Raw genomic sequence first — 21,940 nt, forward strand, 5'->3', positions numbered from 1 at the left:
GCCCTCGGCACACCGTCGAGGGAACGCCGACGGGGCTCTGTTTGGGTCGTTATGGGTGGGTACTATGCCTTTATGGACAGCTTCGGCAGGGAGATAGCCATTCCCCACGAAGTCGTGGCCGGTTCGGCACCCTTCGTGGTGGGACTTCTGATCACGGCGATGCTGATCGTCGCGGTGTGGTGGGGGATGCGGGTGCGCGCCCGGGAACCCGGTCCACCGCGCCCCGAGGACCACCCCCATCTGCCCGCAGGTGGCGCGGTCCACGAGATCAGCGAAATGCGCGAGCCCGACGAGATGCCGCACAACGGCAGGGTCCTCACCCCGCACGAACTGCACGGCAACGTGTCCTCGCGCCGCGCCAAGGACCAGACACGACCGATCTGGGGCCGCAACAGCAGCGGCGGCTTCGGCAGCGGCGGGCTCGGCCACCACTGACGGGACCGGCCACCGCCGAGGGGATCTGGCACTGGGGCGTACGGGCCCTGTGGCGCCAGGTTCCGTTGCAGCGCCCTCACGCCCGCCCCGGCAGGTCGCACACGACGATCCCCTTCTCCAGCAGGCTGCCCATGATCAGCATGCCGTCGTGCTCGTACACGCTGGTCACCATCCGGTAGCCCGCCCTGCGACGCCTGAGGTCGTGACGGATGCGACCGCCCGGGCCGATGCCCAGCACACGGGCGACGGGGAGAGGGCGGATCGGCAGGGGCCGGGCCGCTCGCCACGCCGCCCGTCGTACGCCCGCGGGCGTACGACGCAGCCAGTCGAGGGGCCGCTGCCGCGGGCTCGCCAGCGCGACCCACACCGTGCCGTCCGCGCCACGGGACAGGTTGTCCGGGAATCCGGGGAGGTTCTCGACCAGGGTGTCGCGCTGTCCGGCCCGCGGGCCGGACAGCCACAGCCGGGTGAGACGGTACGCACCGGTCTCGGCCACGGCGACCCAGGACTCGTCCTCGGCCAGCACGACTCCGTTGGCGAAGTCCAGGCCGTCCAGCAGGACCTCGGGCTCGCCACCGCCGGGCGGGAGCCGCAGCAGCCGTCCTGTCGCCGTCCGCTCCATCAGGTCGCCGAGCCACTCCTGAACCCCGAAGCGCCTGCTGGAGGCCGTGAAGTACACGGTGCCGTCCGCCGCCGCGGCCGCGTTGCTGCAGAACCGCAACGGCTCACCCGCCACACGGTCGACCAGAACCTCGACCCTCCCTGCGGACCCGGTCCCCGACCCCGAGTCGGCCTCCGGCGTGACCCGCAGCAGTCCGCGCTCCGCGTCGCACACCAACAGCCGCCCGTCCCGCAGGACTTCGAGTCCCAGTGGGCGCCCTCCCGTCCGGGCGATCTGCACCACACGGGCGGGACCGCGCGGCCGGACGCGGAGGATGCGGCCGTCGGCCACGCCCGTGATCACGCGGCCTTCACGGTCGACGACGACATCCTCGGGACCCGTGCCACCGAGGGGGATCGGACGAAGGGGCGGCAGGACGCCGGGCCCCGCGGTGCGGGCTGTCACGGAGAGTCGCGGTGTCATGAGGAGCGTTCTGCCCGTATAAGGCGCCAAAACTCCTCGGCGCGTCCATGCGTCCTCGTCCGTGCTCCCTCGTGCATCGGCCCGAGGACCACGGAATCACGCGCTCGCCGCCGGTCTCGCCGGAGTCTGGGCAGGGGCAGGGGCAGGGGCAGGGGTAGTTCGGCCGTCCGGCAGTCAGCGGTTCCGCAAAGCCTTGATCAGCTCGTCCTTCGACATCGACGAGCGGCCCTCGACACCGACCTTCCTCGCCTGCTCGTACAGATCCTGCTTCGACCGGTCCTCGTACGAGCCGCTCCTGCCGCCCTTGCGCGAGGAGGACTTCGGACTGTTGGCGATCCGGGCCGCCTTCTCCTTGCCCGCGCCCTCGCGGCGCAGCGCCTGGTAGGTGCTCTCGTCCTTGATCTGCGGCCTGGGCATGGGTTCCCTTCCTCCACTTGTCCGGGGACTGGAGCATCGCGGGGCGGCCACTGGTGGCGCCGCCCTGCGGGCACGTTTCGGGTACCCCCGACCGGCCACTCGGAACACATGACCCACATCGGATACACGATGATGACCGAGCAGGCGGGCCCCCGTGACCTGGTACAACACGTGGTGGCCGCCGAACAGGCCGGATTCGACTTCTCCGTCACGTCCGACCACTACTTCCCCTGGCTGGAGGAGCAGGGGCACGCCCCGTACGCGTGGAGCGTCCTCGGCGCCGCGGCGCAGGCCACCTCCACGATCCCCCTCATGACGTACGTGACCTGTCCGACGACCCGCTACCACCCTGCGGTCGTCGCCCAGAAGGCCGCCACCACGCAACTGCTGGCCGAGGGCCGCTTCCGGCTCGGACTCGGCTCCGGCGAGAACCTCAACGAGCATGTGGTGGGCGGCGGCTGGCCCGCCGCGCACGTACGCCTGGAGATGCTGGAAGAGGCTGTGGAGATCATCCGTGCGCTCTTCGACGGCAAGAACGTCAACCACCACGGCCCGCACTTCGACGTGGAGAACGCCCGGCTCTTCGACCTGCCGGACGAACCGACCCCGATCGGCATCGCCGTCTCGGGCGAACGCTCCTGCGCCCTCGCCGGCCGGCTGGCCGACCTCGTGATCGCCACCGAGCCGAAGGCCGAACTGGTCGACTCCTTCGAACGGCACGGCGGCAGCGGCAGGCCCAAGGTCGGCCAACTGCCCGTCTGCTACGACCCCGACAGGGACGCCGCGGTCCGGCGGGCCCACGAACAGTTCCGCTGGTCGCTCGGCGGCTGGCCGGTCAACTCCGAACTGCCCGGCCCGACGGGCTTCGACACGGCCACCCGGCACATCCGGCCCGAGGACGTCGCGGAGTCGATCCCGTGCGGCGACGACGTCGACACCTTCGTCGAGGCCGTACGCCCCTACGTCACCGCCGGCTTCACCGAGACAGCCCTGGTCCAGATCGGCGGTGACCACCAACTCCCCTTCCTGGACTGGGCCGAGAAGAAACTGCTCCCCGCACTGAAGGACCTGTGAAGGACCTCTGAGGGGTCTCTCAGGCCTCCGAAGGGACCTCTCGGCGGCCGACCGAAGGGAAGATCATGGCCATCGCCACGTACACCCTCGTAGCCCTGGACTGCCCGGACCCACCCGCCCTCGCGGAGTTCTACGCGGGCGTGCTCGGCGGTGAGGTCAAGCAGTACGACGACGACTGGTACGACCTCCACGTGCCCGGCGGTCACCGCATCTCCTTCCAGCGGGTCCCGGACCACCGCCCGCCGGACTGGCCGCGCGCCGACGAGAACTCCCAGCAGCTGCACCTGGACTTCACCGTGCAGGACATCGAAGCGGCCGAGCCGCAGCTGCTGGCCCTGGGCGCCACCCCGCTCGACCTGGACGACAAGGGCGGCACCCGCGGATGGCGCGTGTACGCGGACCCGGCCGGCCACCCGTTCTGCCTGTGCTGGGACTGACCGGAAGCGCGACGGGCGTTCGCGCTGCTCTCCAGGGGGCCCGCAGGAGCCGTCGCCCAGGGCCGTCCGCCGAGGACCGTCCGCGCAGTGCCTCCGCTCAGGGCCGGTACCGCAGCGGATGGTCCGCCGGTACCTCCACCACCACGATCTCCGTGCCGTCCGGATCCGTGAGCCACATCTCGATCAGCCCCCACGGCTCCTTCACCGGCGGCCGGCGCACCTCGACGCCCGCGGCCACGAGTTCCTCGTAGGCCGCTGCGGCGTCCGCGACCTGGAGCCACAACTTGACGGCGGGGGAGGGGGGTTCCTCGGAGCGGCCCGCGACCTCCAGGAAGCCGCCGCCCAGGAAGTAGACCGTGCCGCGCTCGGGACCCGTACCGAACTCGCGGTAGACGGGCAGGCCCAGCTTCTCGCCGTAGAAGGCACGGGAACGCTCGGGGTCGGTGGGGCGGAGCAAGGTCCGGCTGCTCAGTACATGCACCATGCGCCCGGAGCCTAGTAGGGGGGTTACGCTCAGCGGTGCCCGAGCCGCGCCCGAGAATCGGAGAACCGCTCCATGGACACCGCCGCCACCGGACTGACGTTCCGCGATGCCACCGACGCCGACGTGGACGCCCTGGTCGTGCTGATCGAGTCGGCCTACCGGGGAGACTCCAGCCGCACGGGGTGGACGACCGAGGCGGACATCCTGGAGGGCCAGCGGACCGACCCGGAAGGCGTGCGCGCGGTCATCAAGTCTCCCGACAGCCGCCTGCTGACCGTCGAGCGCGACGGCACGGTGGTCGCCTGCTGCCAGCTCGAACACCGCGGCGACCACGCCTACTTCGGCATGTTCGCGGTCAGTCCCACGCTCCAGGGCGCCGGCCTCGGCAAGGTGATCATCGCCGAGGCGGAGCGGTTCGCCCGCGAGACCTGGAGCGTCAAGGAGATGCACATGACGGTGATCTCCGCACGCGAGGACCTCATCGCCTGGTACGAGCGGCGCGGCTATCGCCGTACGGGAAAGATGACCCCTTTCCCGTACGGCGACGAGCGCTTCGGCATCCCGCAGCGCGACGACCTGCAGTTCGAGCTCCTGGTGAAGCCGCTCACATAGTCAAGCTGCTCGCATAATCGTTACGCCGTGCGGCCCGGCCGTTACGCGGTGAAGCGGCCGGTGCGCTTGATCTCCGGATAGTCGGTGGTCGCGCCGTCCAGCTCCAGGGCGCGTACGAGGCGCAGATGGTCCTGGGTGTTCACGACCCAGCCGATGATCCGCAGGTCCGCCTTGCGCGCCCGCTCCACGACCTCCAGGGTCAGCCGCCGGATGTTCAGGACGAGACTCGTGGCGCCGACCGCGGTCGCCCGCTCGACGACATCGATGCCATAGCGGCTGGCGACCAGCGCCGTGCGGACGCCGGGGACGAGCCGCGCGATCTCGGCGATGGCCTCGTCGTGGAACGACAGAACCTCGACCCTGCCGACCAGATCGCGCCGGTTCATGACCTCCGCCAGCGCCCGGGCCGCGGCCACGTCCTTGATCTCGGCCTGCAGAGGAGCCGTGACGGCGTCCAGTACCTCCTCGAAGACCGGGATGCGCTCACCGCGGCCCGCGTCGAGCACCCGCAGCTCGGCGAGGGTCTTCTCGGCGATCGGCCCCGAACCGTCGGTCGTACGGTCCACGTCGGCGTCGTGCATGACGACGAGCGCGCCGTCCTTGCTCAGATGCAGATCGAGTTCGATCAGGTCCAGGCCGGCCTGCTGGGCGGCGATGAAGGAGCGGAGGGTGTTCTCGGGCTCGACACCCATGATTCCGCGGTGCCCGATGGTGAGAAAGTTCAAGGCTGACTCCGCTTCCGTCGACGGCGGCTCGGCTGCCACGTGCTGCGGTCCCGTGCCCACGCGGCAAGGCCGCAGCCTAATGGCCCGGCCCGGCGTTGAACCCGCTCCGGCGGCGGGGAATGAGGCCTTCCAGCGGCGAGAACAGGCCGCGCCGGGCCCCTCCCGCCTCACTCCTGCGTGGGCGAGTCCCGGGTGGGTTGACCGAACTCCGACGGCTACCCAGCGATCGGCGGAAGTAGTCGTCCCCGTGGCGTCCGGCAGGAAAAAGAGCGGTGAAGGCAGGGAGAGGCAGGATAATCTCCCGAGTCTGCACTTGTGGCGGAGAACCCTGCACGCATACGGTGTCCATACGCGAGGTTCTCCCGTGGAGGATGGGTCATGACGGAAATTCTTGTGCAGGTGGGTACGGAGGAGCAGGCTCCTCCCCGGGACAGGGTGGTGGAGCACCCGGCCTGGCCCGTGCTCAAGGATGCTGTGGAGCGGATCCGGCCATGGCAGTCCAAGGACGGTTCGGTCGACTTCGAAGCCGAGGGCGCCCCTGATCAGGCCGACGCCGGTCTCGCCGTGCGCCGTGTCATCGACGCGGTCGAGGAGCTCTCCCCGCTCCTTCCGCACGACGTCGCCTACCACGAGGCGCTGGTCAAGGACCTGCACCGCTGGGCCGAGGGCGGCTTCCAGGTCCCCGACTTCCTCGACTCCCTGCTGGCCTTCCAGCCCGCCGCGCACCGCGAGGACGGGCTCCAGCACCTGGTCGTCTTCCCGATGTACACGCAGAACGGCAATCCGAACCGCAACTTCGAAGCGGTCGTCCTGCGCATGGTCTGGCCCCAGTGGCTGGCCGATCTTGAGCGCACCCGCTACGACAACCCGTTGTTCTGCGGCATCACCTTCGAGGACTTCACGGCCGGATACGACACCAACTCGGCCGTCCTCTTCCCGGAGACCATCGCCGTGCGCGAGGCTCCCGAGCGGTTCAGCTGGGGCGGCATCTTCTGCGACCGCGAGGCCGCCCGCTTCCGCAAGGTCACCGAGGCCGCCGTCGACACGCTCGGCCTGGAACTGCCCGACGACATCCGCGAGATGGTCGGCGACCAAGCGCGCTGCGAGCAGGCCTTCGTCCTGTGGGACATGGTCCACGACCGCACCCACAGCCACGGCGACCTGCCCTTCGACCCCTTCATGATCAAGCAGCGCCAGCCGTTCTGGATGTACGGCCTGGAGGAGCTGCGCTGCGACCTCACCGCCTTCAAGGAGGCCGTGAAGCTGGAGGCGGACGGCTTCCCGCAGGGCCGTGACGTGCAGTACGCGGTGCTGTTCGACCGCATGTTCCGCTTCCCCGTGACCGGCGACCGCGTCCGCAACTACGACGGGCTCGGCGGCCAGCTTCTCTTCGCCTACCTGCACAAGCACGACGTCGTCCGCTGGACCGACAACAAGCTGCACATCGACTGGCAGCGCGCCCCGCAGGTCACCAACCAGCTGTGCGCCGAGATCGAGAAGCTGTACCGCGACGGCATCGACCGTCCGAAGCTGGTCCACTGGTTCGCCGCGTACGACATGGTGTCCCAGTACCTCGCCCCGCACCCGGGATCCCGCTGGGCCAAGGGCCCGGACGCCCTCGATCTGAACCAGCCGCCGCGAAAGCTCGTGGACGACGTGCTTCCGGACGAGTTTCCCCTGAGCATGTTCTATGAGGCCCTCTCCAAGAAGCTGAAGAACGTGATCGCCTCCACGAAGGGCATCACGGCGGAGAGTGCCGAGCGGGTGGCCGCGTGAGCGACCGCGCCAAAAACACTGCTCAGGAGGCGAGGATCATGGGGAATGGGGCTCTCAGCGGTGCGGTGATCGCGGTGGCCGGCGCGGGTGGACCCGCGGGCCGGGCGGCGCTTCTGCGGCTCGCCGAGGCGGGTGCGACCGTCGTCGGCGCGGACAACGATCCCGAGCGGCTCGCGGAGGCGGTGGACGCGGCCCGGTACGCGCACGGCGGCTCCACGGTCGTCGGCGACACGGTCGACCTGCTCGACCTGCAGTCCAGCCACGACTGGGCCGCCCGCATCGAGAAGGACTTCGGGCGGGTCGACGGCCTGGTCCACCTCGTGGGCGGCTGGCGCGGCAGCGAGACCTTCACCAAGACGGTCCTGGACGACTGGGACCTGCTGGAGATGCTGCTCATCCGAACCGTGCAGCACACCTCCCTCGCCTTCCACGAGGCGCTGCAGCGCAGCGACCGCGGCCGGTACGTCCTGATCAGCGCCGCCGGTGCCAGCAAGCCCACCGCGGGCAACGCCGCCTACTCCGCCGCCAAGGCCGCGGCCGAGGCATGGACGCTGGCCATGGCCGATTTCTTCCGCAAGGCAGGAGTCTCCGAGGGCGCGGACGGGGCGACGTCCGCGGCTGCCATCCTGGTGGTGAAGGCGTTGGTGCACGACGCGATGCGCGCCGAGCGCCCGAACGCGAAGTTCGCGGGCTTCACGGACGTCAAGGAGCTGGCCGAGGCCATCACCGGCGTCTGGGAGCGGCCCGCCTCCGAAGTGAACGGAAAGCGTCTGTGGCTGACCGAGAAGCCGTGAACCCTCCGAAGACCGACGCCCGGCGGCGTCACGACCCGGAGATCCGCGGATTCGCCAGCGACAACTACGCGGGGGCCCACCCCGAGGTGCTCGCCGCCCTGGCCCTGGCCAACGGCGGGCACCAGATCGCGTACGGCGAGGACGACTACACCGACCACCTCCAGCAGGTGATCCGGGGCCACTTCGGCGCGAGTGCCGAGGCGTTCCCCGTCTTCAACGGCACCGGCGCGAACGTCGTGGCGCTCCAGGCGCTCACGGACCGCTGGGGCGCGGTGATCTGCGCGGAGAGCGCACACATCAACGTCGACGAGGGCGGCGCCCCCGAGCGTATGGGCGGGCTCAAGCTGCTCACGGTGCCCACGCCCGAGGGCAAGCTGACTCCCGAGCTGATCGACCGGCAGGCGTACGGCTGGGACGACGAGCACCGTGCGATGCCGCAGGTCGTGTCGATCACCCAGAACACCGAACTGGGCACTGTCTACACGCCCGACGAGGTCCGCGCGATCTGCGAGCACGCCCACGCGCACGGCATGAAGGTGCACCTCGACGGCGCGCGGATAGCCAACGCGGCCGCCTCGCTGGACGTCCCCATGCGGGCGTTCACCAACGCGGTCGGCGTGGACGTCCTCTCCTTCGGCGGTACGAAGAACGGCGCGCTGTTCGGCGAGGCCGTCGTCGTCCTCAACCGCGACGCCGTCAGCCACATGAAGCACCTGCGCAAGCTGTCGATGCAGCTCGCGTCCAAGATGCGCTTCGTCTCGGTGCAGTTGGAGGCGCTGCTCGCCAAGGACCTGTGGCTGAGCAACGCCCGCCACGCGAACGAGATGGCCCAGCGCCTCGCCGAGGGCGTGCGCGCGGTGCACGGCGTCGAGATCCTCCACCCCGTGCAGGCCAATGCCGTCTTCGCCCGGCTGCCCCACGACGTGAGCGAGCGCCTGCAGAAGCGCTACCGCTTCTACTTCTGGGACGAGGCCGCGGGCGACGTCCGCTGGATGTGCGCCTTCGACACGACTGAGGACGACGTCGACGGTTTCGTGGCGGCGCTCAAGGAGGAAATGGCCCGCTAGCAACCCAGCATCGATTGCATAGATATGCGGTCACCCGAAAAGTCATTGACTCTTGGGTGATCGCATTCCTATGCTCTGCGGGCATGGAGCTGATCCAGAACACCCGCGACCTGTCCGCATACTTGGCCGCTGACGAGGTGGTCGACCACCATCATCCGCTCGTACGGGAGACGGCTGCGCGTCTCGCCGAGGGGGTGGCGGACTCGTATGAGTATGCGCGCGCCGCGTACGAGTTCGTGCGCGACACCGTCCCGCACTCCCAGGACTCGGGCGATCTGCGCGTCACCTGGCGCGCCTCCGACGTCCTGGAACTGCGCACCGGCATCTGTCACGCCAAGGCGCACGCGCTCGCCGCGCTCCTGCGGGCCGAGGACATCCCCACCGCCTTCTGCTACCAGTCGCTTCTCCATGACGACGGAAGCGGGCATGTCGTGCACGGCCTGGTCGCCGTGCGGTTCAACGGGGCCTGGCATCGGCAGGACTGTCGCGGCAACAAGCCGGGCGTGGACGCCCGGTTCTCGCTCGACGGCGAACGGCTGGCCTTCCCCGTCGATGCGCAGTCCAATGAGGTGGACTACCCAGTACTGTACGCTGAACCGCATCCGGTCGTCCTGAGCGCCCTCAAGGCAGCCCCCGACCGGCCGCACCTGTGGAAGAACCTCCCCACCGCACTCTGAGGCAAGGCAGACAAGGCAGAAGATGACCCTCCCGCTCACCGTGTCCGACGAGGTGCGCGCCCTCGCGCCCGGTTTCACTCACCTCACCGTCGAGGCGTACGGACTCGTCAACGGGCCCAGTACGGACGGCACCTCGGAACTCCTCGACGACGCGGCCCGCCGACTCGCCGCCCGCCTCGCCGGGCGCGCCCCGCACGAGGACCCGCACATGGCCGCCTGGCGCGAGGTCTACACGGCGTTCGGCTCCAAGCCCTCGCGTACGCGCAACTCGGCGGAGGCGCTGGCGAAGAGGGCCCTCTCGGACGCCGGGCTGCCCCGGATCAACGTGCTGGTCGACCTCTACAACGCGATCAGCGTCGCCCATCTCGTCCCGGTCGGCGGGGAGGACCTCGACCGGATCCAGGGCGGGATGCGTCTCGTGCGCGCCACGGGCGACGAGGACTTCGTGACCGTCACGGCGGGGGAGGAGACCGTCGAACACCCCGACGCCGGCGAGGTGGTGTGGTGCGACGAGAGGGGCGTGACCTGCCGCCGCTGGAACTGGCGCCAGGGCCCGCGCACCCGCCTCACCGAGGAGTCGACCTCGGCGGTCTTCCTCCTGGAGAGCCTCACACCCATGCCGGTGGCCGACGTCGAGGCGGCGGGGGCCGAACTCGCCGAACTGCTGGAGAAGTTCAGCCCAGGGGCGCGGATCACCGTCCAAGCGCCTCGGTAGCGGCCCGGCGCGAGTGGTCGCTCAGCGGGCCTCGGCGGCCTTGACCTCTTCGGGGGTCGGGGCCGTGCCGCCGAGGTGGGCCGGCATCCACCAGGTGTCGTTCGGGCCCTTGGGGCGTACGGGGTATGCGCGCTGCGCGGCTTCCAGCAGCTCCTGCACACGCTCGCGCAACTGGCGGGTGATCGCGCCCGCGTACTTGTCGCGCGAGGCCTCTATGGCCTCGCCGACGCGGATGGTGATCGGGATGTGGCTGCGCTTGAAGTGGCGCGGGTGCCCCTTGGTCCACAGCCGCTGCGTGCCCCACACCGCCATTGGGATCAGCGGGACGCCGGCCTCCTGGGCCATGCGCGCGGCACCCGACTTGAAGCTCTTCAGCGTGAACGACTGGGAGATCGTGGCCTCGGGGAAGACGCCGACGATCTCGCCGGAGCGCAGCGAGTCGAGCGCGTGGGCGTACGCCACCTCGCCGTTCTTGCGGTCCACCGGGATGTGCTTCATGTTGCGCATCAGCGGGCCGGAGATCTTGTGCCGGAACACCGACTCCTTCGCCATGAAGCGGACCAGGCGCTTCTGCGGAAGGGCGGCCAGACCGTCGAAGATGAAGTCGAGATAGCTGATGTGGTTGCTCACCAGCACCGCACCGCCGGAGCGCGGGATGTTCTCCGTTCCCTTGAGGTCGATCTTCAGGTCCCAGGCCTTGAACAACGTCTGGGCGAGACCGATGGCGGGACGGTAGGCAAGCTCAGCCATGGACGGAGTGGACCCTTCTCTCTGGTCTGCCTGGGAAGGCGGCTCCCGGCGGGAAGTTACGCTGCCGTAGGTTTACGGCATTGCGCAGATCGTGCCCCAAGAACGGACGAGTGGCCAGTCCTCGTGCCGCGCAAGGGCGAGATCCTCGTCACGTCACCCCTTGATCCACCTCGGAGTTTTAAGCCGCCTTTACTCTGCGCGAACCGTGAGCCGACGTACGAGCAGGTACATCTCGCAACCGAGGCAGTACCCGAACGCCGCGTTCAGAAACGCCGCCGCGAGCGCCGCCCCGGTCGCCGCGAGTCCCAGCCACTCGGGCCCCACTCCGAAGCCGATCAACCCCAGCGCCGCGAACGCGAAACCGACCGCCTGCGCGAACCGCGGCGGCTCCGGCGCCTCGAACTCCGTCGGCGGCCCGATCCGGGGACGCACCGCCTTGCGGAACAGCCAGCCGTACGGGGAACGCGCCACGCCACCGGCGGCGCCGAGCGCGAACGCCAGCGTCTGCCAGGCCAGCAGCCAGGCGCTGCCGGTGATCAGTACGACCGCCAGTACGACGGTCGTCACGGCCGCTCCGAAACGCGGCCCTCTTGCATCGATGTCCATGAATCAAGCATTCCGCATGAAAAACGATTCGCCGCCACGGGAATCTTTGCAGTCTCGTGAATGCTGAAGGCGGAGATGGCCGGAATCGTGGTGTGCGTGGTGGTGCTCGTGGCGGCGAGCGCCTTCGGAGTGCTGAACCGACGGCGGAGCGGGAGAGTCAGAGTGCGCGGGCGGGACGGCGGAAAACGGCTGGGCGCGGCCGAGTTGGGCGGGGACCTCGGTGAGCGAGCCACACTCGTCCAGTTCTCCAGCGCCTTCTGCGCACCCTGTAGGGCGACCCGCAGGGTCCTCGGCGAGGTCGCCGAACTGGTTCCGGGCGTGGCGCACGTCGAGATCGACGCCGAGAACCACCTCGACCTCGTACGGGAACTCGACATCCTCAAGACGCCGACCGTGCTCGTCCTCGACGCGGACGGACGCGTGGTCCGGCGCGCGACGGGGCAGCCGCGCAAGGCGGACGTGATCGCCGCGCTCGGTGAGGCGGTCGGAACACCCTGACCTGTGAAGCTGCATGAGGCTGGAGGGCACCGGTGACGCATCTCCCATATGCCGGGACGCACTTGACTGCACGCACCACCTATCGTCAGCCTGACCGTATGCCCCTGGAACTCCTTCTCGTCGAGCGCGAACGCCCTCGGACCGCGGCTCCCGGCCGCTGCGCGAGCGCGCACTGTCCGGGCTGTTGACCAGCCCAGGACCTGCTCGTCGCCTCCCGCAGAAGGACAACTCCATGACGGCCACGCCCGATCTCGGAACCCCTCGACTCACCTCTCCCGAACTCGCCTCCCCGGACCTCCTGCGTTCCGTCTTCCGTCGGCACGCGGCCGGAGTCGCCGTGATCACGGCCCAGGGCGACGAGGGTCCGGTGGGCTTCACCGCCACCTCGCTCACCTCGGTGTCCGCCGAACCCCCGCTGGTCTCCTTCGGTGTCGGCACCGGCGCCTCCAGCTGGCCGGCGATCGCCGAGAGGGACCACGTCGGCGTCCACATACTCGGCGAGCACCAGCGCGAGCTGGCGGCCACCTTCGCCCGCAGCGGCGCCGACCGCTTCGGCGCGCCGACCGCCTGGCGGGAGGGCCCCGAGGGCGTTCCCGTACTCGACGACGTCCTCGCCTGGCTCGTCTGCCGGGTCGTCGCCCGCGTGCCGGCCGGAGACCACCGCATCGTGCTGGCCGAGGTGGTCCTCGGGGACCCCGCCGGCGCGGGCCGCCCACTCCTGTACCACCAGGGCGACTTCAAGGGGCTGCGGGAATGACGCGTCGGGCCGTACGGCCCACCTCGCCTGCGTGAGCGTCGAGTTCCGATTACGCTGCGTTGCGAAGGTCACAGTTCAAAGCGCTTGCTTAGATGGAACCACCTGCGGGAGCGTAGATGTGCGTACTGGCGAGTAATATTTCGCTCGGAGCGCGGGTCGCCCCCACCGGGAACGGCCGCTTCAGGCGCCTATGCTGCCCATAAGCAGGCAGCCCAGAAAAGACGATGCAGTAGGAGAGCCGGCGTGAGCTTGAGGATCGTTGTCACCGTGAAGTACGTGCCCGACGCCACTGGCGACCGGCACTTCGCCGATGACCTGACCGTCGACCGTGACGACGTGGACGGCCTGCTGTCGGAGCTCGACGAGTACGCGGTCGAGCAGGCCCTGCAGATCGCCGACGAGGCGGACGACGCGGAGATCACCGTGCTGACCGTCGGCCCCGAGGACGCCAAGGACGCCCTGCGCAAGGCGCTGTCCATGGGCGCCGACAAGGCGATCCACGTCGAGGACGACGACCTGCACGGCACGGACATCATCGGTACGTCGCTCGTGCTGGCCAAGGCCATCGAGAAGGCCGGCTACGACCTGGTGATCTCCGGCATGGCGTCCACCGACGGCACCGCCGGTGTCGTCCCGGCGCTGCTCGCCGAGCGTCTGGGTGTTCCGCAGGTCACGCTGCTCTCCGAGGTCTCAGTCGAGGGTGGCCCCAACGGTACGGTCAAGGGCCGCCGCGACGGCGACACCGCCTCCGAGCAGCTCGAGGCCTCCCTGCCGGCCGTCGTGTCGGTCACCGACCAGTCGGGCGAGGCGCGTTACCCGTCCTTCAAGGGCATCATGGCCGCCAAGAAGAAGCCGGTGCAGTCCTGGGACCTGGAGGACCTGGAGATCGAGACGGACGAGGTCGGTCTCGAAGGCTCCTGGACCAAGGTCGACTCCGCCACCGAGCGCCCGGCTCGCACCGCCGGCACGATCGTCAAGGACGAGGGCGAGGGCGGCAAGCAGCTCGCCGCCTTTCTCGCGGAGCGCAAATTCGTCTGATGCAGCCTCGCGGGCCAGAAGTTCATCTAGGGCCCGTTCGAGGCTCGCTGAACCTCTGTTCGCCGACCGCCCCTCATCTTTCGCAAGCAGGAGAGCATTCCCATGGCTGAAGTTCTCGTCTACGTCGACCACGTGGACGGTGCCGTCCGCAAGCCCACCCTTGAGCTGCTGACGCTGGCCCGCCGCATCGGCGAGCCCGTCGCCGTCGCGCTGGGCCCCGGCGCCGCCGACACCGCCGCCGCGCTCGCCGAGCACGGCGCGGTCAAGGTCCTCACGCACGACGCCGCCCAGTACGCCGACTACCTGGTCGTCCCGAAGGTGGACGCGCTGCAGGCCGCGTACGAGGCCGTCTCCCCGGCCGCCGTGCTCGTGCCGTCCTCCGCCGAGGGCAAGGAGATCGCCGCCCGTCTCGCGGTCCGTATCGGCTCGGGCATCATCACCGACGCCGTCGACCTGGAGGCCGGCGACGAGGGCCCGGTGGCCACGCAGTCCGCGTTCGCCGCCTCCTTCACCACCAAGTCCCGCATCTCCAAGGGCACCCCGGTCATCACGGTCAAGCCGAACTCGGCCGCCGTGGAGGCCGCCCCGGCCGCCGGCGCCGTCGAGGCCCTCGCGGTCTCCTTCTCGGCCAAGGCGACGGGCACCAAGGTCACCGGCCGCACCCCGCGCGAGTCGACGGGCCGCCCCGAGCTGACCGAGGCCGCGATCGTGGTCTCCGGTGGCCGCGGTGTCAACGGCGCCGAGAACTTCTCGATCATCGAGGCCCTCGCCGACTCGCTCGGCGCGGCCGTCGGCGCCTCGCGTGCCGCGGTGGACGCCGGCTGGTACCCGCACACCAACCAGGTCGGCCAGACCGGCAAGTCGGTCTCCCCGCAGCTGTACATCGCCTCCGGCATCTCCGGCGCGATCCAGCACCGCGCCGGCATGCAGACCTCGAAGACGATCGTGGCGGTCAACAAGGACGCCGAGGCGCCGATCTTCGACCTGGTCGACTACGGCGTGGTCGGCGACCTCTTCGAGGTCGTCCCGCAGCTCACCGAGGAGATCAACACCCGAAAGGGCTGATCGCCTCACAGGTGCCCCGCAGGTGTTTCGCGGGTACCCCGTGACCTACGAGGCCCCGGAGACCGTCACGGTCTCCGGGGCCTCGTCTCATGCCAGGGTCAGCGACGCCTGTACGGGCAGATGGTCGCTCGGGAACTGTCCCCCCACGGAGAAGGTGTTGATCGACGCCCGGTGGGCGGTCACGCCGGGCGTGGCGAGTATCCAGTCGATGCGGTCGCCGCCCGGGATCAGGGGCTGGTAGCCGTGGAAGGTGGCGTACAGCGTGCTCCGCTCGGCCGCGGTGTCCCACGTGTCGGTGAGTCCGGCCGCCAGCATCGTGTCGTAGACCGGGTTCTGGTGGGCGGCGATGTTGAAGTCGCCGGTCACCAGGAGCGGCAGGGTCCGGTCGAGACCGGCGATCCGTGAGGTGATCAGGGACGCCGCACGCGCGCGTGCGTTCTGGCTCGCGTTGTCGAGGTGGGTGTTGAGGACGTAGAACTGCCGCTCGCCGTCGCCCAGATCGCGGAAGCGGACCCAGGTCACCATGCGTATGGACCCGCCGCCCCAGGTGTTCGAGCCGATCACGTTGGGGGTGTCGGAGAGCCAGAAGTGGTCGTACTCGACCGGGGCGAGTCTGCGGGTGTCGTAGTAGACCGCCATGAACTCGTCGCGGCTGCCGCCCGCGCGGCCCGTGCCGATCCAGTCGTAGTGCGGTCCGAGGTCGGCCTCGATGTCGCGCACCTGCTGGTAGAGGCCCTCCTGGACGCCCATGACGTGCGGCTGCTCCTGGCGCAGCAGTTCGCGCATCACGGGGCGGCGGACGGTCCAGCTGTTGGGTTCGGCGGTGCTCGCGTAACGCAGGTTGAACGACATGACCTCCAGTCGGCGGCTCCGCGATATTCGGTTCGACGCGGAGGCGGGTGAGGTCGACAGTGCTGTACTGGACAGAGGCAGCGTGACCGCCGCTGCGAGAGCGGTCTTGAGACCCAGGCGACGCGTGACTCGACTGCGATGGGGCACGGGTGGCTCCTTCTCTGGCGGAGGCCGGTTCCTGTGAGGGACACCGGTTCTGCTGCGGATGGCGGCGAGTCGTGCGCATCGCAGTTTCGAAGCTGGGCGTGAACATGTCGAGATCCCGGGGTGGACCCCGAAGGAAGTCCCGAGGGCGGCCCCGAGGGAATTCAGGGGCGGCCGCGGTGCGAGTCCCGGGCCGCCGGGGAAGGGATCCGGCGACGACCAGGGAAGGAATACGGACGTGGCCCGGCAGGGTATCCGATGCGGTCGGGGCGGGAGCCCTGGGGGTGACCCGGGAGTCCGGAGGGTGTTGACCGGCGGGAAGGTCCGCGGATAACTTCGCTCTACGGATATTTGATTCCGTGAAGCGGAAAACAGGAGGGTGTGGAATGGGTCAGGGCCAGCACGAGAAGGTGGCGACGAGCCTCGCGGGCGCGGTCAGCGAGGAGATCAGCGCCTCCCTCGCCCCGGTCGACGCCGAGTTGGAGCGCCGCTACCCCGGCGACCCCGGCACCCGCCAGCCCGTCCACACCGTGTACGTCCCCGGTGACGTCTTCGCCGCCGACACCATCCGCTCCTGGGGCGACCAGGCCCTCGCGGCCCTCGACGAACACGCGCCCGACGCCGCCTCCTTCGCCGCGGTCCTCGGCCTGTCCGACGACCTCGCCGCGCCCGTGTACGACCGCGTACGCGCCAAGCTGGAGCGCGAGCCCGTCGAGGACCTCCGCGTCGACTTCGAGGACGGCTACGGCCCGCGCCCGGACGCCGAGGAGGACGAGGCGGCGGCCCGCGCGGCACGGCTGGTGTCGGAGGCGTACGAGACCGGCACGGCGGCCCCGTACATGGGCATCCGCATGAAGTGCATGGAGGCGCCGGTCCGTGACCGGGGCATCCGCACGCTCGACATCTTCCTGACCGGCCTGATGGAGGCGGGCGGCCTGCCCGACGGGCTGGTGCTGACCCTCCCCAAGGTGACCTATGCCGAGCAGGTCACGGCCATGGTGCGGCTCCTTGAGGAGTTCGAGAAGGCACGCGGCCTGGAGCAGGGCCGGATCGGCTTCGAGATCCAGATCGAGACCAGCCAGTCCATCCTCGCCACCGACGGCACCGCGACCGTCGCCCGCATGATCCAGGCGGCGGAGGGGCGGGCCACGGGCCTGCACTACGGCACCTTCGACTACAGCGCCTGCCTCGGCGTCTCCGCCGCCTATCAGGCCAGCGACCATCCGGCCGCCGACCACGCCAAGGCGATCATGCAGGTCGCGGCCGCGGGCACCGGCGTCCGTGTCTCGGACGGCTCCACGAACGTCCTGCCGGTCGGCCCGACGCCGAAGGTCCACGACGCCTGGCGGCTGCACTTCGGCCTCACCCGCCGCGCGCTCGCCCGCGCCTACTACCAGGGCTGGGACATGCACCCCGGCCACATCCCCACGCGTTACGCGGCCGTGTTCGCGTTCTACCGGGAGGGCTTCGAGCAGGCCGCGGGGCGTCTCGCCCGGTACGCCAACCACGCCGGCGGCGACGTCATGGACGAGCCGGCCACCGCCAAGGCCCTCAGCGGCTACCTCCTGCGCGGCCTGGACTGCGGCGCCCTCGACATCGCCGAGGTGGCCCGAGCGGCGGGCCTGACCCGCGCCGACCTGGAGGCTTTCGCAAGCCCGAGGCGAGCGGACCTGACAATCTCGACTCCGTAGGGCCCCCCGCCCCGCCAGGGGCGCGGGGAACTGCGCGACAAGCCACAGACGGCCCGCGGCACCACGACGACCGGTAGCCCCCGCACACCGGTGGCACCCCGCACGTAGCGACCAGGTCACAGCGACAGCGCCCCCGCCCCCACTGTCACTTCCGCCCCGTACTCTGGACGCCACTCATTGGTGTGACTCAGGAACGGGGCAGCGGTGTCTTCGGGGGAGAACCAACAACCAGAGGAGAAGGACCGGCCGGACGGGCCTGACCAGCCCGACGGAATCGGCCGGCTCCTCGTCGGACGCTACCGCGTCGTCGCCCAACTGGGCCGCGGCGGCATGGGCGTCGTCTGGCGGGCGCTCGACGAGGTCCTGGGCCGCGAGGTCGCGGTCAAGGAACTGCGTACGTACTCGGACGCGGGCGCGCCCGAACTGGCCGACCTGGGGCTGCGCATGCAGCGCGAGGCGCGCGCGGCGGCCCGCGTGCGCCACCCCGGAGTCGTCGCCGTGCACGACGTGGCGGAGGTCGACGGCCGGCCGCTGATCGTCATGGAGCTGGTGGACGGGCCGTCCCTGGACGACGTCCTGCGCGAGCGCGGCACCCTCGACGCACGCGAGGTGGCCGGGATCGGTGCGAAGGTCATGGACGCGCTCTCCGCGGCCCACCGCGCGGGAGTGCTCCACCGTGACGTGAAGCCCGGCAACATCCTGCTCGACCGCTCCGGCCGGGTCGTCCTCACCGACTTCGGCATCGCGACGATGGACGACCCGGGCGACGGCTCCGCCACCCATCTCACCCGCAGCGGCGAACTGGTCGGTTCCCTGGACTACCTGGCACCCGAGCGGGCGCAGGGCCATGAACCGGGTCCCGCCTCCGACATCTGGGCCCTGGGCGCCACGCTGTATGCGGCCGTCGAGGGGGCCTCGCCGTTCCGGCGTACGTCGACCTGGTCCACGCTCACGGCGATCGTGGTCGAACCGCTGCCGGAGCCGCAGCGCGCCGGACCGCTCGGTCCCGTCCTGCAGCAACTGATGCACAAGCAGCCGGAGTCCCGCCCGGACGCCGACGAAGCGAGCCGCCTGCTGCAAGCGGTGGCGGACGCCACCACCAGCCCCGACTCGGCGACCACGGGCCTGCGCCCGCCCGCGCCCCGGCCGCGCGAGGCGACCGAGCGGAGCGTGCCGGCGGTGCCGCCGGGCTTCGGCCCGCCGGAGTCGGGCGGCGCGGGCTTCGGACCCGCGGGCGAGCACAGGGCGGAAGCCGGGTCGTTCGGCGGCTCCGCGCCCGGCGCTCCGGCGACGGGTCACTCAGGCTTCGGCGCCCCGGAACCGGCCGGGGCCGCGGGCCCGGGTGCAGGAGCAGCCGCGTTCGGCGCAGCGGGCGTCGGCGGGACCGGGCCCGGAGCCTCCGGAGCCGGAGGAGGCCAGCCGGGGCCCGCAGGTCCGGCGACGGACGGGACGGGCGCCTCGGCATCGCCTTCCGCGGCGAGCGGTTCCGGGCCCGGATTCCCGGACGCGGGCCCGACAGCACCCGGGGCCCAGCAGGCAGGCGGCCACGGCACCCCCTCGGCCGTGGGCTCCTCCGCGCCACCCCCGATGGCCGGGCCGGGCTTCGGTCCGCCCGAGTCGATGGCTCAGCCCGCCGTTCCGGCCGGCCTCCGGCGCCATAAGGGCCGGGTCCTTCTCGCCGCCGCCGCGGTCACCGTCGTGCTGGCCGCGACCGGCGTCACCGTCGCTCTCATGAACGGCGGCGACGAGTCGAAGTCCACCGCCGGGCCCAGGGCCTCCCAGGGCGGCGACGCCACCCCGTCAGAGGGCGCGAGCCGTGGCTCGATCGACCTGTCGGACGACACCAAGCCCACGGAGCAGGGCGACAAGAAGGAGTCGGCGAAGCCGAGCGAGAAGCCGGATCGCACCGAGGACACCAAGCCCACGGACAAGGCATCGACTCCCTCGCCCGAGCCCAGCAACGGCGGTACGACGGGCGGTGGTTCGGACGGCGGCACGACCGGTGGAGGCGGCGAGTCCAGCCCCGCCCCGGTCTGCCACGCCATCGGCGGCGGCAAGTACAACTGCGAGGTCTGGAAGACGTCCAAGTCCTACACCGCGGCCGGCGCCGAGGCGGGCACTCTCAACGCGGGCACCAACTACTTCTACTGCCAGCAGAACCTCGGCCGCCGTGAGACCTACGGCGAGTGGACGAACGTCTGGTGGGCGAAGACCGACGACGACAGCGGCAACACGAACGTCTTCGTCAGCGACGTCTACATCAAGGGCGGCGACAACGACGCGCCGGTCCCGGGGCTGCCGGTCTGCTGACCGGGCAGGTACTTCTCCAGTCCGGAGGCCGTTGTCCACCCCTCCTCGGCGAACAGCCGGGTGCCCGCGGTGCACAGCCGCAGATCGCCGCGCGCCCGGGCACAGAACTCCTCGGGCGTGGCGCCGAACAGGTCCCGCAACCGCGGTGACCGGCCGAGGAGTTGGGTGAGCAGCGGCCGCTCGCCGGGATGCCTCAGCGGCGTCCCCGTACCGTCGTGGAGGACTCCGCGCCGGTTGACGTAGAGGTGGGCGCCGTCGAGCGCGGCGCCCGACTCCAACTCGATCCGGACGTCGGAGGCGGGCAGCGACACACGGTCGTACGCCCCCGCCGGCGCCGTGACGCCCTCGCTCGCGTCGACCGCCGCGAGTTGTGCGGGGTCCAGCCAGGTGATGAACAGCTCGCGGGTGTGCCCGGGTGCGCAGAAGGGCGACGCGGACACGTACCCCATCGCGCTGACGTGCGCCGAGACGCCCACCTCCAACCCGGTGACCCGCGCCTTCACCAGCGGGATCGGGGACGACAGCTCGTAATCCCGCATCTTGTGCCGGAGTTGCGCGGGGCAGGCGTTGGAGCCGACCGCGAGGACCGGGACGCGGCCCGGGAACGTGTGGCCGGTGAGGGGCAACAGCCGGTCCCCGTCCAGGAGTCCGGATTCCTCGGGCCAGGCGCCCGGATACGTCAGCGGACGGTCGCGTGGCGCCTCGGCCAGGCCGAGGGCTTCCAGCGTGCGGGCGGCGTACGGGTCGCGGGCCGTCATGTGTCAGCCCGAGGGCGGCAGTTCGCCCGAGCCGCGGGTGATCAGACGCGTCGGGAGTTCGATGCGTTCGGGAAGGACGAGCGAGCCGTCGAGCTGACGGAAGAGGCGCTCCGCGGCGGTGCGGCCGAGCTGCGCGGCGTCCTGGGCGACGACGGTGACCCCGGGCTGGAGGAGGTCGGCGAGCTCGATGTCGTCGAAACCGACCAGGGCCACCGGGCGGGAACCCTCGGCGATGACGCGCACGGCCGTGACCGTCACACGGTTGTTGCCCGCGAAGATCGCCGTGACGGGGGAGGGGCCAGAAAGCATGTCCTCGGCCGCCTTGCGCACCCGCTGCGGGTCGGTGACGCCCAGGGACATCCAGGCGTCCTCCACCGGAATACCGGCGTCCTCCATGGCGGCGCGATAGCCGCGCAGACGCTCGGCGGAGGTGTGGATGCGCGGCATGTCACCGATGAACCCGATCCGGCGGTGGCCGTGCGCGATGAGGTGGGCGACGCCGTCGCGCGCACCGCCGAAGCTGTCGGAGAGCACGACGTCCGCGTCGATCTGTCCGGCGGGGCGGTCCACGAAGACCGTGGCGACACCCGCCTTTATCTCGGGCTCCAGATAGCGGTGGTCGTCACCGGCCGGGATGATCACGAGCCCGTCCACGCGACGCGCGCACAGCGCGAGGACCAGCTCCTGCTCGCGGTCCGGGTCCTCGGCGCTGGAGCCGTTGATCAACAGGGCGCCATGGGCGCGGGCCACTTCCTCGACCGCCCGGCTCAGCGGGCCGTAGAACGGGTCCGCCAGATCCTCCAGTACGAGGCCGATGCTCGCCGTACGCCCCTTGCGGAGCACCCGAGCGCTGTCGTTGCGCCGGAAGCCCAGCGCGTCGATCGCCTCCTGCACCCGGCGCTCGGTGTCCGGGGTGACTCCTGGCTCGCCGTTGACTACACGCGATACCGTCTTCAGGCCGACTCCGGCACGCGCCGCGACGTCCTTCATCGTGGGACGGTTGCCGTAGCGGCTCTCGGTTCGGCGGGCGGTCTCGGCCACGATGCGCTGTCCTGTCCTGTAGTCCATGGGGCTGCGTCGGTCCTGAGGATGCTCGGTTGGTCGCCAGATCGGGGTGTGGCGTCGAGCATAGAGCCTGGACAACGTTGTCAGATGCGGGAGAGACTGTCCATCG

24 protein-coding genes are annotated in these 21,940 nt (G+C 70.6%); 15 read left to right on the top strand and 9 right to left on the bottom strand.

Annotated features, from left to right (window positions below; all coding sequences use genetic code 11):
* The first annotated feature begins 72 nt into the window (after positions 1-72).
* Positions 73-435, top strand: a complete 363-nt coding sequence (locus QF035_RS46815) for a DUF6479 family protein (protein ID WP_307528195.1) — start codon at positions 73-75, stop codon at positions 433-435.
* 76 nt (positions 436-511) lie between these two features.
* Here QF035_RS46815 and QF035_RS46820 read toward each other — a convergent pair whose 3' ends face one another.
* The gene (locus QF035_RS46820) at positions 512-1,519 is read right to left on the bottom strand and encodes an SMP-30/gluconolactonase/LRE family protein (protein ID WP_307528197.1); all 1,008 of its coding nucleotides are present in this window, start codon (positions 1,517-1,519) and stop codon (positions 512-514) included.
* A 174-nt stretch (positions 1,520-1,693) separates the two neighbouring features.
* The gene (locus QF035_RS46825; RefSeq protein WP_307528199.1) at positions 1,694-1,936 is read right to left on the bottom strand and encodes a DUF7218 family protein; all 243 of its coding nucleotides are present in this window, start codon (positions 1,934-1,936) and stop codon (positions 1,694-1,696) included.
* 108 nt (positions 1,937-2,044) lie between these two features.
* Here QF035_RS46825 and QF035_RS46830 point away from each other — a divergent pair, with 108 nt between their 5' ends.
* Positions 2,045-3,010, top strand: a complete 966-nt coding sequence (locus QF035_RS46830; protein ID WP_307528200.1) for an LLM class F420-dependent oxidoreductase — start codon at positions 2,045-2,047, stop codon at positions 3,008-3,010.
* A gap of 65 nt (positions 3,011-3,075) precedes the next feature.
* Positions 3,076-3,447, top strand: coding sequence for a VOC family protein (locus tag QF035_RS46835; protein WP_307528202.1), 372 nt, complete (start codon positions 3,076-3,078; stop codon positions 3,445-3,447).
* 97 nt (positions 3,448-3,544) lie between these two features.
* On the opposite strand, the gene QF035_RS46840 is transcribed toward QF035_RS46835, so the two are convergent.
* Complete coding sequence (locus tag QF035_RS46840) at positions 3,545-3,931, bottom strand: VOC family protein (protein WP_307528204.1); 387 nt, start codon at positions 3,929-3,931, stop codon at positions 3,545-3,547.
* 72 nt (positions 3,932-4,003) lie between these two features.
* Between QF035_RS46840 and QF035_RS46845 the strand changes: the two genes are divergently transcribed.
* Complete coding sequence (locus tag QF035_RS46845) at positions 4,004-4,543, top strand: GNAT family N-acetyltransferase (RefSeq protein WP_307528206.1); 540 nt, start codon at positions 4,004-4,006, stop codon at positions 4,541-4,543.
* Between the two features lie 41 nt (positions 4,544-4,584).
* Here the strand turns inward: QF035_RS46845 and QF035_RS46850 are convergent, their stop codons facing one another.
* Positions 4,585-5,268, bottom strand: coding sequence for a glycerophosphodiester phosphodiesterase (locus QF035_RS46850; RefSeq protein ID WP_189842207.1), 684 nt, complete (start codon positions 5,266-5,268; stop codon positions 4,585-4,587).
* Between the two features lie 378 nt (positions 5,269-5,646).
* On the opposite strand from QF035_RS46850, the gene QF035_RS46855 reads away from it, so the two are divergent.
* From QF035_RS46855 to QF035_RS46875, 5 genes are all read left to right on the top strand, one after another.
* Positions 5,647-7,044, top strand: a complete 1,398-nt coding sequence (locus QF035_RS46855; protein ID WP_307528209.1) for a DUF6421 family protein — start codon at positions 5,647-5,649, stop codon at positions 7,042-7,044.
* Between the two features lie 38 nt (positions 7,045-7,082).
* Positions 7,083-7,838, top strand: a complete 756-nt coding sequence (locus tag QF035_RS46860) for an SDR family oxidoreductase (RefSeq protein WP_307528211.1) — start codon at positions 7,083-7,085, stop codon at positions 7,836-7,838.
* A complete protein-coding gene (locus tag QF035_RS46865) occupies positions 7,835-8,905 on the top strand; it encodes a threonine aldolase family protein (RefSeq protein WP_307528213.1) in 1,071 nt (356 codons plus the stop codon). The genes QF035_RS46860 and QF035_RS46865 overlap by 4 nt, the downstream gene beginning before the upstream one ends.
* Before the next feature lie 83 nt (positions 8,906-8,988).
* Entirely contained in the window at positions 8,989-9,582 is a 594-nt protein-coding gene (locus QF035_RS46870; RefSeq protein ID WP_307528215.1) for a transglutaminase domain-containing protein, read from the top strand.
* Positions 9,583-9,604: 22 nt separating this feature from the next.
* Positions 9,605-10,297 (top strand): B3/B4 domain-containing protein, encoded by a 693-nt coding sequence (locus QF035_RS46875; protein ID WP_307528218.1) that lies wholly within the window; start codon positions 9,605-9,607, stop codon positions 10,295-10,297.
* 21 nt (positions 10,298-10,318) lie between these two features.
* Here the strand turns inward: QF035_RS46875 and QF035_RS46880 are convergent, their stop codons facing one another.
* Both QF035_RS46880 and QF035_RS46885 read right to left on the bottom strand, forming a co-directional pair.
* Positions 10,319-11,047: a lysophospholipid acyltransferase family protein gene (locus QF035_RS46880; protein ID WP_189842202.1), complete on the bottom strand. Its 729-nt coding sequence runs from the start codon at positions 11,045-11,047 to the stop codon at positions 10,319-10,321.
* 189 nt (positions 11,048-11,236) lie between these two features.
* A complete protein-coding gene (locus tag QF035_RS46885; protein ID WP_307528220.1) occupies positions 11,237-11,653 on the bottom strand; it encodes a DUF4395 domain-containing protein in 417 nt (138 codons plus the stop codon).
* 75 nt (positions 11,654-11,728) lie between these two features.
* Here QF035_RS46885 and QF035_RS46890 point away from each other — a divergent pair, with 75 nt between their 5' ends.
* The 4 genes from QF035_RS46890 to QF035_RS46905 all read left to right on the top strand — a co-directional run bounded on the left by QF035_RS46890 (position 11,729) and on the right by QF035_RS46905 (position 15,011).
* Entirely contained in the window at positions 11,729-12,151 is a 423-nt protein-coding gene (locus QF035_RS46890; RefSeq protein WP_307531896.1) for a TlpA family protein disulfide reductase, read from the top strand.
* Between the two features lie 232 nt (positions 12,152-12,383).
* Complete coding sequence (locus QF035_RS46895; protein ID WP_307528221.1) at positions 12,384-12,908, top strand: flavin reductase family protein; 525 nt, start codon at positions 12,384-12,386, stop codon at positions 12,906-12,908.
* Between the two features lie 243 nt (positions 12,909-13,151).
* The gene (locus QF035_RS46900; RefSeq protein WP_307528223.1) at positions 13,152-13,946 is read left to right on the top strand and encodes an electron transfer flavoprotein subunit beta/FixA family protein; all 795 of its coding nucleotides are present in this window, start codon (positions 13,152-13,154) and stop codon (positions 13,944-13,946) included.
* Positions 13,947-14,048: 102 nt separating this feature from the next.
* On the top strand, positions 14,049-15,011 hold the full coding sequence (locus QF035_RS46905) for an electron transfer flavoprotein subunit alpha/FixB family protein (RefSeq protein WP_307528225.1): 963 nt from the start codon (positions 14,049-14,051) through the stop codon (positions 15,009-15,011).
* A gap of 87 nt (positions 15,012-15,098) precedes the next feature.
* Here the strand turns inward: QF035_RS46905 and QF035_RS46910 are convergent, their stop codons facing one another.
* Positions 15,099-16,010, bottom strand: a complete 912-nt coding sequence (locus QF035_RS46910) for an endonuclease/exonuclease/phosphatase family protein (RefSeq protein ID WP_307528227.1) — start codon at positions 16,008-16,010, stop codon at positions 15,099-15,101.
* Between the two features lie 383 nt (positions 16,011-16,393).
* Between QF035_RS46910 and QF035_RS46915 the strand changes: the two genes are divergently transcribed.
* A complete protein-coding gene (locus QF035_RS46915; RefSeq protein ID WP_307528229.1) occupies positions 16,394-17,698 on the top strand; it encodes a DUF6986 family protein in 1,305 nt (434 codons plus the stop codon).
* Between the two features lie 204 nt (positions 17,699-17,902).
* Entirely contained in the window at positions 17,903-20,008 is a 2,106-nt protein-coding gene (locus tag QF035_RS46920; protein ID WP_373466831.1) for a serine/threonine-protein kinase, read from the top strand.
* On the opposite strand, the gene QF035_RS46925 is transcribed toward QF035_RS46920, so the two are convergent.
* Positions 19,954-20,766, bottom strand: coding sequence for a hypothetical protein (locus QF035_RS46925; RefSeq protein ID WP_307528231.1), 813 nt, complete (start codon positions 20,764-20,766; stop codon positions 19,954-19,956). The two genes, QF035_RS46920 and QF035_RS46925, sit on opposite strands and share 55 nt — an antisense overlap.
* A 3-nt stretch (positions 20,767-20,769) precedes the next feature.
* A complete protein-coding gene (locus tag QF035_RS46930) occupies positions 20,770-21,834 on the bottom strand; it encodes a LacI family DNA-binding transcriptional regulator (protein ID WP_269655115.1) in 1,065 nt (354 codons plus the stop codon).
* Between the last annotated feature and the right edge of the window lie 106 nt (positions 21,835-21,940).

The sequence above is a fragment of the Streptomyces umbrinus genome, from assembly GCF_030817415.1.
In the GTDB taxonomy this organism is placed as follows: Bacteria; Actinomycetota; Actinomycetes; order Streptomycetales; family Streptomycetaceae; genus Streptomyces; species Streptomyces umbrinus_A.

Excerpts from the sequence above, each read along its gene's own strand:
- QF035_RS46815 (WP_307528195.1), top strand. The coding sequence starts at position 73 with ATGGACAGCTTCGGCAGGGAGATAGCCATTCCCCACGAAGTCGTGGCC.
- QF035_RS46820 (WP_307528197.1), bottom strand. The coding sequence starts at position 1,519 with ATGACACCGCGACTCTCCGTGACAGCCCGCACCGCGGGGCCCGGCGTC.
- QF035_RS46825 (WP_307528199.1), bottom strand. The coding sequence starts at position 1,936 with ATGCCCAGGCCGCAGATCAAGGACGAGAGCACCTACCAGGCGCTGCGC.
- QF035_RS46830 (WP_307528200.1), top strand. The coding sequence starts at position 2,045 with ATGACCCACATCGGATACACGATGATGACCGAGCAGGCGGGCCCCCGT.
- QF035_RS46835 (WP_307528202.1), top strand. The coding sequence starts at position 3,076 with ATGGCCATCGCCACGTACACCCTCGTAGCCCTGGACTGCCCGGACCCA.
- QF035_RS46840 (WP_307528204.1), bottom strand. The coding sequence starts at position 3,931 with ATGGTGCATGTACTGAGCAGCCGGACCTTGCTCCGCCCCACCGACCCC.
- QF035_RS46845 (WP_307528206.1), top strand. The coding sequence starts at position 4,004 with ATGGACACCGCCGCCACCGGACTGACGTTCCGCGATGCCACCGACGCC.
- QF035_RS46855 (WP_307528209.1), top strand. The coding sequence starts at position 5,647 with ATGACGGAAATTCTTGTGCAGGTGGGTACGGAGGAGCAGGCTCCTCCC.
- QF035_RS46860 (WP_307528211.1), top strand. The coding sequence starts at position 7,083 with ATGGGGAATGGGGCTCTCAGCGGTGCGGTGATCGCGGTGGCCGGCGCG.
- QF035_RS46870 (WP_307528215.1), top strand. The coding sequence starts at position 8,989 with ATGGAGCTGATCCAGAACACCCGCGACCTGTCCGCATACTTGGCCGCT.
- QF035_RS46875 (WP_307528218.1), top strand. The coding sequence starts at position 9,605 with ATGACCCTCCCGCTCACCGTGTCCGACGAGGTGCGCGCCCTCGCGCCC.
- QF035_RS46880 (WP_189842202.1), bottom strand. The coding sequence starts at position 11,047 with ATGGCTGAGCTTGCCTACCGTCCCGCCATCGGTCTCGCCCAGACGTTG.
- QF035_RS46885 (WP_307528220.1), bottom strand. The coding sequence starts at position 11,653 with ATGGACATCGATGCAAGAGGGCCGCGTTTCGGAGCGGCCGTGACGACC.
- QF035_RS46890 (WP_307531896.1), top strand. The coding sequence starts at position 11,729 with ATGGCCGGAATCGTGGTGTGCGTGGTGGTGCTCGTGGCGGCGAGCGCC.
- QF035_RS46895 (WP_307528221.1), top strand. The coding sequence starts at position 12,384 with ATGACGGCCACGCCCGATCTCGGAACCCCTCGACTCACCTCTCCCGAA.
- QF035_RS46905 (WP_307528225.1), top strand. The coding sequence starts at position 14,049 with ATGGCTGAAGTTCTCGTCTACGTCGACCACGTGGACGGTGCCGTCCGC.
- QF035_RS46915 (WP_307528229.1), top strand. The coding sequence starts at position 16,394 with ATGGGTCAGGGCCAGCACGAGAAGGTGGCGACGAGCCTCGCGGGCGCG.
- QF035_RS46925 (WP_307528231.1), bottom strand. The coding sequence starts at position 20,766 with ATGACGGCCCGCGACCCGTACGCCGCCCGCACGCTGGAAGCCCTCGGC.
- QF035_RS46930 (WP_269655115.1), bottom strand. The coding sequence starts at position 21,834 with ATGGACTACAGGACAGGACAGCGCATCGTGGCCGAGACCGCCCGCCGA.